Consider the following 15,132-nt stretch of genomic DNA (forward strand, 5'->3'; position numbering starts at 1 on the left):
GCCGCTACAGCGTCATCGAAGGAGGACTCAGCATCGACATCGTCGAACTGAGTACTCACCTGAAGCGCTCAGCTTGACCGTGACAGCTGCTGGCGCACAGTACATTACGGGTATGCAGAACCCCACCGTGCTGATCAACGGTGCCGGTATCGCCGGTCCATCGCTGGCGTTCTGGCTGAATCGCGCGGGCTACCGGGTGATAGTGCTCGAACTCGCGTCCGGCATCCGGCCCGGCGGCCAGACCGTGGATCTGCGGGGCACCGGCCGCGAGGTCGTCGATCGGATGGGACTGCTCGACGAGATGCGGGCAAGGGCGCTTCAACAGAGCGGCGCGGCGTGGGTGAAGCCGGATGGCAGCCGGCGGGCCGAGATGCCGGTCACCGCCTTCAGCGGCAACGGTTTGGTGTCGTCGTTGGAGATCCTGCGCGGCGACCTCGCGGCGGTGCTGTACGAGGCCACCCGCCATGACGTCGACTACCGGTTCGGCGCAACGGTCTCCGGCATCGAACAGGACGAGAGCGGGGTCATCGCAACCCTGGCCAACGGCACGCGGGTGACCGTCGATCTGGTGGTCGGCGCCGACGGGCCGCACTCGGCGGTGCGAAGAATCGCGTTCGGTCCCGAGGAGAGCTACGTTCGCCCCATCGGCGGCTATCACGCGTGGTTCTCCGCTCCCGACACTGTCGGGCTCGACGGCTGGTTCTTGCTCTACCAGGCGCCGGGCGGCCTGAACGCATCGATGCGTCCGTCGCACGACCCGGCGATTGCCAAGGCGGGGTTGGCTTTTCAGTCCGAACCGCTGGACTACGACCGCCACGACATCGACGAGCAGCGGCAGATCCTGGTCGAGCGCTTCGCCGGAGCGGGGTGGCAGTGCGATGCGCTGCTCGCCGCCGCGGGCGTCGCGGACGACTTCTACTTCGACGCGTTCGCGCAGGTAGAGATGTCTGCATGGTCGTCGGGCCGGGTCACGGTGGTCGGAGATGCCGGCTATTGCGCCTCCCCGCTGTCGGGAATGGGCACCACCCTGGCACTCGTCGGCGCCTACGTCCTGGCCGGTGAGCTCGGACCTGCCAAGCACTTCGACGCCACCCGGCTCGCCCCGGCGCTCGCGCGCTACGAGGAGGCGATGCGCCCCTTCGTCGACCGGTGCCAGGACCTGCCGCGCGGGATCGAAGGCTACGCGCCGATGCGGGAATCCGACATCGTGATCACCGCGGCGGTGATGAAGTGGTGCCAGCGGTGGCCGTTCCGGTCGATCGCCGAGAAGAAGTGGTTCACCACCGCGGATTCGATGACGCTGCCGGAGTATCGCTGAGCACGCCGAGTTTGGCGGCCAGGTCGAGGATCGCCTCGGCGCGGGCACGGGTGGGTCCGGAGCTGCCGTCGTAGTGACTGCTCGGCGCATCGAGGCGAGCCAGGGTGGCACGCGCGGCGTCGATCTCGTCGGGTGACGGGCTGAGCAACGCGTTGATCGTCCCCGTGTGGCCGGCATCCAGGCATAGCCGACCCGTCATCCCCGCAGCCTTGGTGATCTCGGTGTCTCGAGGCAGATCTGCGGCGTTGTCGCGCAGCGTGGGGCCGTCGATCGGTGCCGGCAGTCCGGCGGCCCGGCTCGCGATCACCAGGCGGGCGCGCGGATAGGCCAGCACCATCGGATCGGCGCACATGCCGGTGTCGCGGCGGAAGTCGCCGATCCCGAACGCGATTCGTGCGCACGAGCGCGCGATCTCCAGGGCGGATTCGATCCCGAGCGCGGACTCGATCAGCGCGACGACGGGCGTCCCGGCCGGCAACCGCTGCGCCGTCGAGACCACATCATGCGCGGACTCGACCTTGGCGAGCATCACTCCGTTCAGCCCCGGCGCCGCGGCCACCGCGTCCAGATCGGCGTGCCAGTCCGGTGTGCCCGCGCTGCTGATCCGCACCCAGGCCTGCCCGTCGCCGCGTAGGAACTCGGAGACCACGTGCCGGCCCGCCGGCTTGTCGGCATCGGGCAGCCCGTCCTCGATGTCGAGAACCACGACGTCGGCCTGCGACGACAGGGCACGCCAGCAGCCTGATCGCGCGGGCTCCAGCAACCAGGTCCGCGCCAACGACCAGTGTGGCCGATGGACACACTGCGCTTCAGGGAAGACCGTCACCTCTGCCATGCTCGCGGACCGGCCCGGTCAGCACCAGGTTGCGCACATTTAGTTCATGGGAGGCAATGCGAGAGTTCACCCAACCGCGCCGTCGGTGCCGTTGCTTCCGGCGCGCACTGCCGCTGCGGCCGCCCTGATCTGCGGCGTCACGAGCATGACCTGGCCGAGCACCCCGTTGACGAATCCCGGCGAATCGTCGGTCGACAGCCGCTTGGCCAGCTCGACCGCCTCGTCGACGGCGACCGGCTCGGGTACGTCCTCGGCGTGCAGCAACTCCCACACCGCAACGCGCAGGATCGCCCGGTCCACGGCGGGCAGCCGGTCCAGCGTCCAGCCCTGCAGATGCGACGAGATGAGATCGTCGATGTGAGCCCGGTGCTCGGTGACGCCACGCGCCACCGTCACCGTGTAGGGGTTCAGCGGTGCAATACCGTCTTCGTCTGCGTCGTCATCGATCCGATTCTGCGCCAACGCATTTCGCCCCTCGGCAACTTCGGCGGGGGTGATGTCGCGGGCCTCTGCCTCGAACAGCAGATCGACCGCGCGTTTGCGGGCCTGATGACGACCCCGATCACCTCGACGGTCACTCACCCATTGACCCTTCCCAGGTAATTACCGTCGCGCGAATCGACCTTCAGCTTGTCGCCGGTGTTGATGAACAGCGGCACCTGGATCTCGGCACCGGTCTCCAGCGTGGCCGGCTTGGTGCCCGCACTGGACCGGTCACCCTGCAGGCCGGGCTCGGTGTGGCTGACCAGCAGCTCCACCGTCACCGGCAGCTCCAGGTACAGGGCGGTGCCGTCATGGAACGCGATCTGCACGGGCATGCCCTCGAGCAGGAACCCCGCCAGCCGGCCGACCAGCGCCTCCGGCAGCGGGTGCTGCTCGTAGTCCTCGGAGTCCATGAACACGAAGTCCGAGCCGTCGCGGTACAGATAGGTGGCGTCACGCCGGTCGACGGTCGCGGTCTCCACCTTCACCCCGGCGTTGTAGGTCTTGTCGACCACCTTGCCCGACACCACGTTCTTGAGCTTGGTGCGCACGAAGGCAGGGCCCTTGCCGGGCTTGACGTGCTGGAACTCGACGATCTGCCACAGCTGGCCGTCGATCTGCAGGACGAGCCCATTCTTGAAGTCGGCGGTCGATGCCACGGTGGGGTGTACTCCTAGCGTCTAGAGGATCATCAGGTCCTTGCCGAACCTGGTCAGTAGTTCGGGCCCCTCCGGGGTGACCGCCAGCGTGTCCTCGATGCGGACGCCGCCGCGATCGGGCAGGTAGACACCGGGCTCGACGGTCACTGCGGAGCCAGCAAGCAGTGTACCGGCGGCTGCGCCGTTGATTCCCGGCGCTTCGTGGATCTGCAGGCCGACCCCGTGCCCGAGGCCGTGGCCGAAGTTGTCGGCATACCCCGCATCGGCGATGACCTGCCGCGATGCGGCGTCGACGGACTTGAGTGCGACGCCCGGCGCCAGCGCCTCCCGCCCCGCCTGCTGCGAGCGTGCCACCAGTCCGTAGATGTCGTGCTGCCACTGCGCGACCGGCGCCAGCACGAAGGTGCGCGTCATGTCCGAGTGGTAGCCGCCGACGAGCGCACCGAAGTCGATCTTGACGAAGTCACCGGCGGCGAGCACCGCCTCCGTCGGCCGGTGGTGCGGGATGGCCGAGTTGGTCCCGGTCGCGACGATCGTCTCGAACGACGCGCCGTCGGCACCGTGGTCGAGCATCAAGGCCTCCAGCTCATTGCGTACCTGCTTCTCAGTACGCCCGGCGCGAAGGCCGCCACGCTGCACCAGGTCGTGCAGTGCCGCGTCGGCGGCGTCGCAGGCCCGCCGCAGCAGCGCGAGCTCGCTCGCGTCCTTGACCTCGCGCAACGTCTCGATCACGCCGGCCGCGCGCACGAACTCGACCCGCTGCCCGACCGTCTCGGTCAACGTGGTGAACGCGTCGACCGTCACCACATGACTCTCGAATCCCAGCCTGCGCACCCCGGCCGCGGCCGCCCGCACTGCCAGGTGCGGCGCACAGGCACGTTCGATGACGACCTCGGCGTCCGGGGCCTGCACGGCGGCCTGCGTGCGGTAGCGGCCGTCGGTGGCCAGCACCGGCGTGTCGTCCTCGGCGAGGACCAACAGCGCCGCGTTGGAGCCGGTGAATCCGGACAGATAGCGAACGTTGACCAGGTCTGTCACCAGCATGGCGTCGAGTTCAGCCTCGGCCAGATGCTGGCGCAGCCGGTCGCGGCGGGCGGAATTGGTCACGACGGCTGACGCTACTCGCTAAGGTGAGGCCTCATGAGCAAGTGGCTGCTGCGCGGACTGGTGTTCGCCGCCCTGATGGTGATCGTCCGATTGCTGCAGGGAGCACTGATCAACACCTTCGAAACCAAGGCCGGATTGATCAGCGTCGTCCTCGTGGTGCTGTACGCAGTGGCCGTGTTCATCTGGGGTCACATCGACGGGCGCGCCGACGCCCGCGCCAACCCGGACCCGGACCGCCGCTCGGATCTCGCGATGACGTGGCTGCTGGCCGGGCTGTTCGCCGGAGTGGTCAGCGGCGCGGTCGCCTGGTTCATCGGGGTGTTCTACAAGAACCTCTACGTCGAGGGCCTGATCAACGAGCTGACCACCTTTGCCGCGTTCACCGCGCTGCTGGTCTTCCTGTTCGCGATCATCGGCGTCGGGCTGGGCCGCTGGCTCGTCGACCGCAAGGCGCCCGACGCACCGCGCCGCCGCGATGGTGACGACGACCGCGCCGACACCGACGTGTTCGCCGCGGTGCGCGACGACAGGGACGGCAGCTACGACAAGGACGACGTGCGGGACTACGACAACTCCGAGACCGAACGGCACACGTCCCCGGTCGCGGTGGCCGAGCACGACGACACCGACACGACCACACGCCGCGACAACTAGCACTCGACGCTGCGCGTGGCGCTGTTCGAGCCCGGCCCTGCCGAGCGAGCCGCCGCGCAACCGATGATCGACTGGCTCAACACGGCTCCACCGGCCGAGGTGGCGGTCGAGCTGATGGCCGCGTTCGCCGCCGGGGACGGCTCGCTGAGCCGTGACGCCGTCATCGCGTGGATCTTCCGCGATCTTCCCAAGACCCACGACAGCGGCTTCGTGAAGGTCAACACGGCAGCGTTCTATCCCGTGGCCCGCCCGGTACTCGAGGCACTGCAACTGCTCGAGCACTCCGAGCTGGTGATGTACGACAGCTGGTTCGATCAGAACTATCCGCAGCTGGCGTGGCTGGTCACCCGGCTCGGCACGCAGACGCTCGCCCGGGGAAAGGCCGCGGTGAGGCAGCGCATCGCCGACCGGACCGGCTTCTAGCGCGCCACCTCGGCGTATGCCGCCGCCAGCAGCGACGGGTCGGGCCCTTCCAGGCGACCCGGTTTGGCGAGCCCGTCGAGGACCACGAACCGCAGCACGCCCGCCCGAGTCTTCTTGTCCCCCAGCATCGATTCCATCAGCGCCGGCAGCGCGTCGGCGTCGTAACTGACCGGCAGGCCCAGCGAGGTCAGGATCGCGCGATGCCGCTCGGCGGTCGCATCGTCCAAACGTCCTGCGAGACGGCCCAATTCGGCGGCGTACACGAGCCCGACGGACACCGCGGCACCGTGGCGCCACTGGTAGCGCTCTCGCCGCTCGATCGCGTGCGCCAGGGTGTGGCCGTAATTGAGGATCTCCCTGAGCGCCGATTCCTTCTCGTCGGCGGCCACCACCTCCGCCTTGACGGCGACCGCACGCCGGATCAACTCGGGCAGGACATCGCCGCCCGGTTCCACCGACTGCTGCGGATCGGCCTCGATCATGTCGAGGATCACCGGATCGGCGATGAAACCGGCTTTCACGATCTCAGCCATTCCGGCGACGATCTCGTTGCGCGGCAGGCTGTCCAGCGTCGCCAGGTCGGCCAGCACGGCGGTCGGCTGATGGAACGCGCCGACGAGGTTCTTGCCGGCGTCGGTGTTGATCCCGGTCTTGCCACCCACCGCGGCGTCGACCATGCCGAGCAGCGTGGTGGGCACGTGCACGATGTCGATCCCGCGCAGCCATGTCGCCGCGGCGAAGCCGGCCACGTCGGTGGCGGCGCCACCGCCGAGGCTGACGATCGCGTCCTTGCGGCCGATCCCGATGCGGCCCAGCACTTCCCAGATGAAGCCGACGACCGGCAGCTCCTTGCCGCCCTCAGCGTCTGGGATCTCGATGCGGTGCGCGTCGATGCCCTTGTCGGACAGGTGAGCTCGGATCGCTTCGGCGGTCTGGGTGAGCGTCGGCTGGTGCAGGATCGCGACCTTGTGCCGACCGTCGAGGATGCGGCCGAGGTCGCCGAGCAGCCCCGTACCGATGATGACGGGATACGGCGGGTCGGTGTGGACCTCGACGGTCACCGGTTCGGTCACGGCACGTCCTTGCGTCGACACGGGGATCCTTTCCTGGCCGCCACGGCGGCGGGACTGGGCGGCGCTTCCGTCGAGGGTGCCGCCGTCAACGACATCGGGGCACGCCGCCACGACGGTCTGCGGCGGCGGCGATCGGCTCGTGCTGCAGCAGTGCTCTCCATGCGCGCGACGATGTGGCGCACCACTGCCGCCGGGTTCCGGCGGTTCGTGTTCACACGCATTGTCGCCACCTGCCGATACAGCGGAACACGCTGCGACATCAGCGTTTTGAACCTCTCGGCGCGATCGGGGCCGGCCAGCAGTGGGCGCACGGTCGAGCCGCCGGTGCGGCGCACCCCTTCGGCCGCGCTGATCTCCAGGTAGATGACCGTCTGCCCGGCCAGCGCCTCGCGCACGCCAGGCGAGGTGATCGCGCCGCCGCCGAGGGACAGCACGCCGTCGTGGGACGCCAGCGCCTCGCGGACGACTTGCTCTTCGATGCGCCGGAATTCGGGCTCGCCGTCGTTGGCGAAGATGTCGGCGATGGTGCGGCCCGTGCTCTTCTCGATCGCGACGTCGGTGTCGAGCATCTCGACCTCGAGCGCCTTCGCCAGCCGTCGGCCGATCGTGGACTTGCCCGATCCGGGCAGCCCCACGAGCACTGCCTTCGGAGCCATCAGCCCGACGCCCTGACCCCGTCGATGGCGGGCTCGCGCGCAGCCACGGCGCGCAGGTAGCTCTCGATGTTGGCGCGGGTCTCGGCCAGCGAATCGCCGCCGAACTTCTCCAGAGCGGCCCGGGCGAGCACCAGCGCCACCATCGTCTCGACGACCACGCCCGCCGCGGGCACCGCGCACACGTCGGACCGCTGGTGGATCGCCACCGCTTCCTCCCCCGTGGCCATGTCGACGGTCGCCAGCGCGCGGGGCACCGTCGAGATCGGCTTCATCGCCGCACGCACCCGGACCGGCTGCCCGTTGGTCATGCCGCCTTCCAGGCCGCCGGCCCGGTTGGTCGAGCGCATCACGCCGTCGGGGCCGGGGTACATCTCGTCGTGGGCGACGCTGCCGCGCCGGCGCGCGGTCTCGAACCCGTCGCCGATCTCCACGCCCTTGATCGCCTGGATGCCCATGACCGCGGCGGCCAGCTGGCTGTCGAGCCGGTTCTCACCACTGGTGAACGAGCCGAGGCCGATGGGAAGATTGTGGGCCACCACCTCGACCACACCGCCGAGGGTGTCGCCGTCCTTCTTGGCGGCTTCGATCTCGGCGATCATCGCCGCTTCGGCGGCCGGGTCGAACGCGCGGACCGGGCTCTCGTCGATCGCCGCGAGGTCGCTGGGCTGCGGCGGGGGCCCGTCGTACGGTGAGGAGGCACCGATGGACACGACGTGCGAGACGACTTCCACACCGAGAGCTTGGCGCAGGAACGCCCGCGCCACGGTGCCCGCGGCCACGCGGGCCGCGGTCTCGCGGGCACTGGCCCGCTCGAGGACGGGACGGGCGTCGTCGAAGCCGTACTTGAGCATGCCGGCGTAGTCCGCGTGGCCGGGCCGGGGCCGGGTCAGCGGCGCGTTACGGGCGGCGCTGTCGGCCAGCACGGCCGGATCGACCGGGTCGGCGGCCATCACGGTTTCCCATTTCGGCCATTCGGTGTTGCCGATCTCGACCGCGATCGGCCCTCCCAGCGTCAGTCCGTGCCGCAGTCCGGCCAGGATCGTCACCTGGTCCTGCTCGAACTTCATCCGGGCCCCGCGGCCATAGCCGAGACGGCGACGCGCCAGGGCGGCCGCGATGTCGGCAGAGGTCACCTCGACTCCGGCGACCATCCCCTCGACCATCGCCACCAACGCACGACCGTGGGATTCCCCTGCTGTGGTCCATCGCAACACGTGTCCCAGTTTCGCATGAGGCGGCCGAGGTCCGGAAAACGGTGATCACCCCAGCGCGGGGTCCGTCAGCACCGCCATCACCGCAGCGGCCGCGGTCAGGCACATCGCCGGCCCGTGCGGCACCGGGGTTCGCACGCCGCGCAGCGCGCGCGCCGCGCCCCACAGCCCGGTCAGCAGTGAGGCGCCGACCGCGCACAGCGCCCACGCCTGCACGCCGAACGCACCGGTCAGGCCGCCCACACCGAGGGCGAGCTTGACGTCGCCGGCGCCGAGCGCACCGGGCGCGCACAGGTGCACCGCCGCATAGATGCCGGCCAGCGACAGTGCGCCGAGCAGTGCACCCGAACCGTGGCCGGACAGCGCGGCCGCCGTCAGGATCACCGCCGCGCCGGGCAGCGTGAGCAGGTTCGGCAGGCGATGACACCGCAGGTCGTAGGCGCTCAACGCGATCAGCCAGCCCGACACCACGACGACCGCCGCCTCCCCCACCCGTCGAGGCTATGCGCCGAGAAGGACCGCCCTCATCACCTCTTTGGGGGCGGGCAACCCGGTGAATAGTTCCACCTGGGTGAACGCTTGGTTGAGCAGCATGTGCAGTCCGCTGATCACGCGGCCGCCCCGCGCGGCGACCGCTGCGGCCAGCGGCGTCGGCCACGGCTCGTAGATCGCGTCGAGCAGCACCGGCGCGCCCGCCAGCACGTCGGCATACGGCGCCACGACGTCGGCGGGAATCGTGTTCACCAGCACCTGCGCATCGGCGACAACCCCGGTCAGAGACGCTCCCTGCAGGTCACAGAAGTCGGCGGGGACGCCGCTGCGCCGCGCCACCTCGAGCACGCCGGCGGCTCTGTCGGCGCTGCGCGCGACGACGGTGACGTGGCTCGTACCGAGCGCGGCCAGGCCGGCCACGGCCGCCGGCGCCGTACCCCCCGAGCCGATCACGACGGCGCGCTCGGTGCGCGCCACGTCGGCCAGCGCGCCGATGACACCGTCGACGTCGGTGTTGTCGGCATGCCATCCGGCCCGGGACCTCACCAGCGTGTTGGCCGACCCCACCAGCCGGGCCCGCTCAGTCGCCTCGTCGGCGAACCGCAGCGCGGCGAACTTGCCGGGCATCGTGACCGACACACCGACCCACTCCGGCCCGAAGGCAGACACCATGGCCGGCAGCTGCTCACCGGTGCACTCGATGCGCTGGTAGGTCCAACCGTCGAGACCGAGCGCACGGTAGGCCGCCAGGTGCAGCTGCGGGGACCGCGAGTGGGCGATCGGCGAACCCAGCACGGCCGCCCGGCGAGCGGAACCCACCCTCTCAGCGGGCCGAGTCGAGCACACCGTTGCGGCGCGCCAACTCGATGTTGGCCAGGTGCTGCTCGTACTCGCGGGTGAACAGCGTGGTGCCCTGCATGTCGATCGTCACGAAGTACAGCCAGTCTCCCGGCGCGGGCTGTTCGGCCGCGGTCAGCGCGGGGCCGCCGGGCGAGCAGATCGGGGTGGCCGGCAGCCCGGGCCGCACGTAGGTGTTCCACGGCGTGGCCTGGGCCCGGTCCCCGTCGGTGGTGGCCACCTCGATGCGGTCGAGGGCGAAGTTGACCGTGGAGTCGAACTCGAGGGTGCGGTTCTCGGCGAGCCGGTTGTAGATGACGCGCGCCACCTTGGAGAAGTCCTGCGGTTTGGCTTCGCGCTGCACCAGCGAGGCGACCGTGAGGATCTGATAGGGCGACATGTTGAGGCTGGTGGCGGTCGTGAGCAGTCCGCTCTGCTCGTACTGCCCGGCGCTGCTGGTGATCAGCGTCGACAGGATCTCCTGCGGAGTCGCCGACGGGTCGATGTTCCACGTACCTGGCGCGATCAGGCCCTCGAGACGCCGGTGGTCGGCGCCCATCGCGGTCACCGGCCCCACCGCCCACTGGGGCACTCCCAGTGCCGCCGGGGCCGCAGTGCCCGCGATGTCCCGCAGATCCGCGGCCGAGACGCAGCGCTGGTTGTCGTCGAGGTCCACGCAGGTGGCCTTCGAGATCAGCGTGAAGATGCCGTCGGTGACCGCGTTGGTCTTGACGTCCGACACGTCGTCGAGCTGACGGCCTTCCGGGATCACCAGCTTGCCGACACGATTGGCGGGGTCGGCGAGCCGCGTCACCGCGCTCGACGCGGGGATCTCGGTACGCACCTTGTAGAAGCCCGGCTGGATCGCGGCGATCGCGTCGTTGCCGTCGGCGGCGTCGACGAACGCCTTGACGGTGGCGACGACCTTGTTGTCGAGCAATGTCTTACCGATGGCCGTCGTGGAGTCACCGTCGTGGATCTGGATGACGACGTCGTTGACGCCGCTGCCGGTGTAGTCGCTGTCGGCGTTACCGAACAGCGAGTTCCACATCCGCGATCCGAGGAGCACCGCGACGACCGCGACGACGACGACGACCGACACGGCGGTCACCGCGGCCACTCGCCGCCGGCGGCGCAGCCGGTTCTCGCGCGCACGCTGTCGGCGGGTCATCCGCTGCCGCGGCGGCCCCACCGCCAGCGGTTCGGCCCGGTCGCCGTGCCAGTCGTCAGCCATCCCTGGCCTCTCCTTGTGGGGACAGCGCCGCCCGCCGCTGGTCCAGCCAGTTCTGCAGAATCCCCACCGCCGCAGCTTGATCGATGACAGCCCGCTGGCCGCGGGCCCGGACCCCGGCCTCGCGCAGCGCGCGCTGCGCGGTCAGGGTGGTGAAGCGTTCGTCGACGAAGCGGATCGGCACCGGGGAGATCCGCTCGGCCAGCTCGTCGGCGACCTCGACCGCGTCGCGCGCCGAGGAACCGGCCCGGTCGGCCAGCGTGCGCGGGAGACCGACCACGACCTCGACGGCCTGGTACTCGTCGACGAGCCCGGCCAGTCGCTTGACGTGGCGGTTGCCGCGCCGGTCTCGGGGCACCGTCTCCACGGGGGTCGCCAGCATGGCGTCGGGATCGCTCACCGCCACCCCGATGCGCACGGAACCGACGTCCACCCCGAGCCGGCGGCCGCGTCCCGGATCCGGCGCCGCGGCCGGGTCACCGGGTCGGTCCGGTGCACGGTCGGCGTCGTTCGAGGCGTCGGGCACTCTGGTCAGCTCCGGCCGATCTCCGCGCGCAGCGCCGCGAGTGCTGCGTCGATGCCCGCAGCGCCCCGACCGGAGCCCTGCGCGAGGTCGGCTTTGCCGCCGCCGCGGCCGTTGACCGCGGCGCCCACAACGGTGACGAGATCGTTCGCCCGAAGTCCGAGGTCCTGCGCGGCCGGATTGACGGCCACGACGAACGGGACCGCGTCGTCTTCTCCTTCGGCGATCAGTGCGACGACGGCCGGATCGCTACCGAGCTTGCCGCGGATGTCCCCGACGAGGGACCGCAGATCGCCCGCCGAGATCCCACCGGCCATCCGCTGCGCCACGAGCCGCACCTTACCGACCTGTTCGGCGCCCGCGGCCGCGTTCACCGCCGCGGCACGCGCGCTGGCCAACCGCAATCGGTCGAGTTCCTTCTCGGCGGCCCGGAGCCGCTCCACCAGCGTCGCGACGCGGGCAGGCACCTCTTCCGAGGGCACCTTCAGCGTCGAGGCCAGCCCCGCCATCAGCGCGCGTTCCTTGGCGAGATGCCGGAAGGAGTCCAGCCCGACGTAGGCCTCGACGCGGCGCACACCGGAGCCGACCGACGACTCGCCGAGGATCGTCACCGGCCCGATCTGCGCCGAGCGTCCGACGTGCGTGCCGCCGCACAGCTCCAGCGAGAACGGCCCGCCGATCTCGACCACGCGGACTTCGTCCGGGTAGGACTCGCCGAACATCGCCATCGCGCCCATCGCTTTGGCCTTCTCCAACTTCTCGGTGAAGGTGTGCACCTCGAAGTCGGCTTGCACCGCCTCGTTGGTGACCTCCTCGACCTGGGTCCGCTGCTCATCGCTCAGGGCGCCCTGGAAGTTGAAGTCGAACCGCAGATAGCCGGGCCGGTTGAGGGAGCCGGCCTGAACAGCGTTGGGGCCCAGCACCTGTCGCAGCGCCGCATGCACCATGTGGGTGCCGGAGTGGCCCTGGGTCGCGCCGCGGCGCCACTGAGGGTCCACGGACGCGGTCACGGTGTCGCCCTCGACGAACTCGCCTGATTCGACGTTGATGCGGTGCGCCCACAGCGTTTTGGCGATCTTCTGCACGTCGGTGACCGCGGCCTTCGCGGCCTCCGACGAGCCGGTTCCACTGATATGGCCCTCGTCGGCGATCTGACCGCCCGACTCGGCGTAGAAGGGGCTGCGGTCCAGGATCAGTTCGACCCGCTCCTGCGCGCCCTCGCGCCCGGTGTGCGATACCACCGGCACCCGCTTACCGTCGACGAAGATGCCGAGAATTCTTGCCTCACTGGTCAATTCGTCGAAGCCAGTGAATTCGGTGGGTCCGGCGTCGACGAGCTCGCGGTACGCGCTCAGGTCGGTGTGGGCGTGCTTTCGCGCGGCCGCGTCGGCCTTGGCCCGCTGGCGCTGCTCGGTCATCAGACCGCGGAAGCCCTCTTCGTCGACGCTCAGGCCCGCCTCGGCGGCCATCTCCAACGTCAGCTCGAACGGGAAGCCGTAGGTGTCGTGCAGGGTGAACGCATCGGTGCCGGACAACACGGTGGCGCCGGCCGCCCGCGTCGATTGCGCCGCGTCGTCGAAGAGCTTCGAGCCGGAGGCCAGCGTGCGGTTGAACGCCGCCTCTTCGGCGACGGCGATGCGTGAGATGCGGTCGAAATCGTTGACCAGCTCCGGATATGACGGTCCGGTGGCATCACGCACGGTCGCCATCAGATCGGCCATGAACGCGTCCTCGATGCCGAGCAGCTTGGCGGCCCGGATGATACGGCGCAGCAGTCGACGCAGCACGTAGCCGCGGCCCTCGTTGCCGGGGCTGACCCCGTCGCCGATGATGATCGCCGCGGTGCGGCTGTGGTCGGCGATGATGCGGTAGCGGACGTCGTCGGTGTGGTTGCCCTGCCCGTAGCCACGCGGCGCGCGGGCGGCCATCAGGTCGATCGCCGGACGCAGCAGGTCGGTCTCGTAGACGTTGTCCACGCCCTGCAGAAGGCACGCCACCCGCTCGATACCCATGCCGGTGTCGATGTTCTTGCGCGGCAGCGGGCCGAGGATCTCGAAGTTCTCCTTCGAGGTGCCCTCACCGCGCTCGTTCTGCATGAACACGAGATTCCAGATCTCGATGTAGCGGTCCTCGTTGGCCTCCGGGCCGCCCTCGATGCCGTACTCCGGGCCGCGGTCGTAGTAGATCTCCGAGGACGGTCCGCACGGACCGGGGATGCCCATCGACCAGTAGTTGTCGGCCATGCCGCGCCGCTGGATCCGCTCGAGAGGCAGGCCGGCCACCTCCTGCCAGTAACCGATCGCTTCGTCGTCGTCGAGATAAACCGTGGCCCAGAGCTTTTCCGGATCGAACCCGTAGCCGCCCTGCTCGACCGGGTTGGTCAGCAGCGACCAGGCGAACTCGATGGCGCCCTTCTTGAAGTAGTCGCCGAAGCTGAAGTTGCCCGCCATCTGGAAGAAGGTGTTGTGCCGGGTGGTGATGCCCACCTCGTCGATGTCCGGGGTGCGGATGCACTTCTGGATGCTCACCGCACGGTCCCACGGTGGGGTCCTGGCGCCGAGGAAGAAGGGGACGAACTGCACCATGCCGGCGTTGACGAACAGCAGGTTGGGGTCATCGAGGATCACCGATGCGCTGGGCACCTCGGTGTGTCCGGCGTTCACGAAGTGATCAAGGAACCGCTTCCTGATCTCGTGTGTCTGCACTCCTGCTGCCCTTCGGGTCTGGTCAGCGGGGCCGATCGGCCGCCACCTGCGAATACTCGACCGCACCACAGTACCGGGCCCCTACCGTGGCAGACGTTCACCCCGACACGAAGCTGAGGCGGACACTGCGCCGGGTGTTGTCCCTGTTCAGGTCCACCAGCACCACGCTCTGCCAGGTGCCGAGCAGGGGCTCTCCGCCGCTCACCGGCACGGTCACCGACGGAGCGACGAGGCCGGGCAGCACGTGGTCGGCGCCGTGTCCGGGCGACCCGTGCGCGTGGCGGTAGCGGTCGTCTCGGGGCAGCAGGCGCTCGAGCGTGTCCACCAGGTCGTGGTCGGAGCCTGCACCGGTCTCGATGATGGCCACCCCGGCGGTGGCATGTGGGATGAAGACATTGCACAACCCGTCACCGCGGGAGGCGCAGAAATCGCGGACGTCGTCGGTCAGATCGACGGTCCGTCGGCGGCTGGTGTCCACCTCGAGCACGTGAGTGTCCATTGCGCCGACCCTACGGAAATCGTCAGCCATTGACGCGTGCGTTTATTGCCGACCGGGCTCGGGTAGCCACCGCTGAAGCCCCAACTCTTGGAGGAACCATGACCGTCACCGGTATCTTCACTGCAATTCTCATCGGCATCGTCGTCGGCGTCCTCGGCCGGCTTGTGCTGCCGGGTAAGCAGCCCATCGGGATGCTGCTCACCATCTTGGTGGGCATCGTGTCCGCGTTCGTGGGTACTGCAATCGCTCGTGCGGTCGGAATTCCGACCGCCACCAACGGGATCGACTGGATGGAGCTTCTCGTCCAGGTCGTCGTCGCCGCGCTGGGCGTGGCGCTGGTGGCCTCGCTCATGGGCCGGCGGCGCAGCCGCACCGGTTTGATGGGCGGAGGCCGCCGATCCGGAATCCTGCGCTGACGCGTTCGAC

At 69.6% G+C, this 15,132-nt stretch carries 16 protein-coding genes and 1 pseudogene; 4 read left to right on the plus strand and 13 right to left on the minus strand.

What is annotated here, in order from left to right; genetic code table 11:
• Nucleotides 1–112 precede the first annotated feature (112 nt).
• Entirely contained in the window at nt 113–1,318 is a 1,206-nt protein-coding gene (locus ACZY1G_RS27085; RefSeq protein ID WP_463816532.1) for an FAD-dependent monooxygenase, read from the plus strand.
• Here ACZY1G_RS27085 and ACZY1G_RS27090 read toward each other — a convergent pair.
• From ACZY1G_RS27090 to ACZY1G_RS27105, 4 genes are all read right to left on the minus strand, one after another.
• Entirely contained in the window at nt 1,278–2,153 is an 876-nt protein-coding gene (locus ACZY1G_RS27090; RefSeq protein WP_463816533.1) for an HpcH/HpaI aldolase/citrate lyase family protein, read from the minus strand. The two genes, ACZY1G_RS27085 and ACZY1G_RS27090, sit on opposite strands and share 41 nt — an antisense overlap.
• A gap of 66 nt (nt 2,154–2,219) precedes the next feature.
• Nucleotides 2,220–2,735 (minus strand): transcription antitermination factor NusB, encoded by a 516-nt coding sequence (gene nusB, locus ACZY1G_RS27095; RefSeq protein WP_463816534.1) that lies wholly within the window; start codon nt 2,733–2,735, stop codon nt 2,220–2,222.
• The gene (efp, locus tag ACZY1G_RS27100) at nt 2,732–3,295 is read right to left on the minus strand and encodes an elongation factor P (protein ID WP_463816535.1); all 564 of its coding nucleotides are present in this window, start codon (nt 3,293–3,295) and stop codon (nt 2,732–2,734) included. Before efp ends, nusB begins: the two co-directional genes overlap by 4 nt.
• A 21-nt stretch (nt 3,296–3,316) precedes the next feature.
• On the minus strand, nt 3,317–4,402 hold the full coding sequence (locus ACZY1G_RS27105; protein WP_463816536.1) for a M24 family metallopeptidase: 1,086 nt from the start codon (nt 4,400–4,402) through the stop codon (nt 3,317–3,319).
• A 33-nt stretch (nt 4,403–4,435) separates the two neighbouring features.
• Between ACZY1G_RS27105 and ACZY1G_RS27110 the strand changes: the two genes are divergently transcribed.
• Both ACZY1G_RS27110 and ACZY1G_RS27115 read left to right on the plus strand, forming a co-directional pair.
• Nucleotides 4,436–5,056 carry a B-4DMT family transporter gene (locus tag ACZY1G_RS27110; protein ID WP_463816537.1) on the plus strand — a complete coding sequence of 207 codons (621 nt, stop codon included), beginning with the start codon at nt 4,436–4,438 and terminating at the stop codon, nt 5,054–5,056.
• 15 nt (nt 5,057–5,071) lie between these two features.
• Entirely contained in the window at nt 5,072–5,479 is a 408-nt protein-coding gene (locus tag ACZY1G_RS27115) for a hypothetical protein (RefSeq protein WP_463824097.1), read from the plus strand.
• Here ACZY1G_RS27115 and aroB read toward each other — a convergent pair.
• The 9 genes and pseudogenes from aroB to ACZY1G_RS27160 form a co-directional block, all read right to left on the minus strand.
• Nucleotides 5,476–6,552, minus strand: coding sequence for a 3-dehydroquinate synthase (gene aroB / locus ACZY1G_RS27120; RefSeq protein ID WP_463816539.1), 1,077 nt, complete (start codon nt 6,550–6,552; stop codon nt 5,476–5,478). The genes ACZY1G_RS27115 and aroB overlap by 4 nt on opposite strands.
• 134 nt (nt 6,553–6,686) lie before the next feature.
• Nucleotides 6,687–7,208, minus strand: a pseudogene (locus ACZY1G_RS27125) (shikimate kinase); the annotation flags it as partial.
• Entirely contained in the window at nt 7,208–8,422 is a 1,215-nt protein-coding gene (gene aroC, locus ACZY1G_RS27130; RefSeq protein ID WP_463816540.1) for a chorismate synthase, read from the minus strand. The gene aroC and the pseudogene ACZY1G_RS27125, both read right to left, overlap by 1 nt.
• A gap of 45 nt (nt 8,423–8,467) precedes the next feature.
• Nucleotides 8,468–8,911 (minus strand): prepilin peptidase, encoded by a 444-nt coding sequence (locus ACZY1G_RS27135; protein ID WP_463816541.1) that lies wholly within the window; start codon nt 8,909–8,911, stop codon nt 8,468–8,470.
• A 9-nt stretch (nt 8,912–8,920) separates the two neighbouring features.
• Nucleotides 8,921–9,757 (minus strand): shikimate dehydrogenase, encoded by an 837-nt coding sequence (locus ACZY1G_RS27140; protein WP_463824098.1) that lies wholly within the window; start codon nt 9,755–9,757, stop codon nt 8,921–8,923.
• On the minus strand, nt 9,735–10,982 hold the full coding sequence (locus tag ACZY1G_RS27145; protein ID WP_463816543.1) for an endolytic transglycosylase MltG: 1,248 nt from the start codon (nt 10,980–10,982) through the stop codon (nt 9,735–9,737). The genes ACZY1G_RS27140 and ACZY1G_RS27145 overlap by 23 nt, the downstream gene beginning before the upstream one ends.
• Nucleotides 10,975–11,505 carry a Holliday junction resolvase RuvX gene (ruvX, locus tag ACZY1G_RS27150; protein ID WP_463816544.1) on the minus strand — a complete coding sequence of 177 codons (531 nt, stop codon included), beginning with the start codon at nt 11,503–11,505 and terminating at the stop codon, nt 10,975–10,977. Before ruvX ends, ACZY1G_RS27145 begins: the two co-directional genes overlap by 8 nt.
• 5 nt (nt 11,506–11,510) lie before the next feature.
• Nucleotides 11,511–14,207 carry an alanine--tRNA ligase gene (gene alaS / locus ACZY1G_RS27155; protein WP_463816545.1) on the minus strand — a complete coding sequence of 899 codons (2,697 nt, stop codon included), beginning with the start codon at nt 14,205–14,207 and terminating at the stop codon, nt 11,511–11,513.
• A gap of 97 nt (nt 14,208–14,304) precedes the next feature.
• Nucleotides 14,305–14,694: a secondary thiamine-phosphate synthase enzyme YjbQ gene (locus ACZY1G_RS27160; protein WP_463817158.1), complete on the minus strand. Its 390-nt coding sequence runs from the start codon at nt 14,692–14,694 to the stop codon at nt 14,305–14,307.
• Between the two features lie 110 nt (nt 14,695–14,804).
• Here ACZY1G_RS27160 and ACZY1G_RS27165 point away from each other — a divergent pair, with 110 nt between their 5' ends.
• Nucleotides 14,805–15,122, plus strand: coding sequence for a GlsB/YeaQ/YmgE family stress response membrane protein (locus ACZY1G_RS27165; protein WP_463816546.1), 318 nt, complete (start codon nt 14,805–14,807; stop codon nt 15,120–15,122).
• Nucleotides 15,123–15,132: the final 10 nt, after the last annotated feature.

Source organism: Mycobacterium sp. IDUB_5 (genome assembly GCF_055419565.1).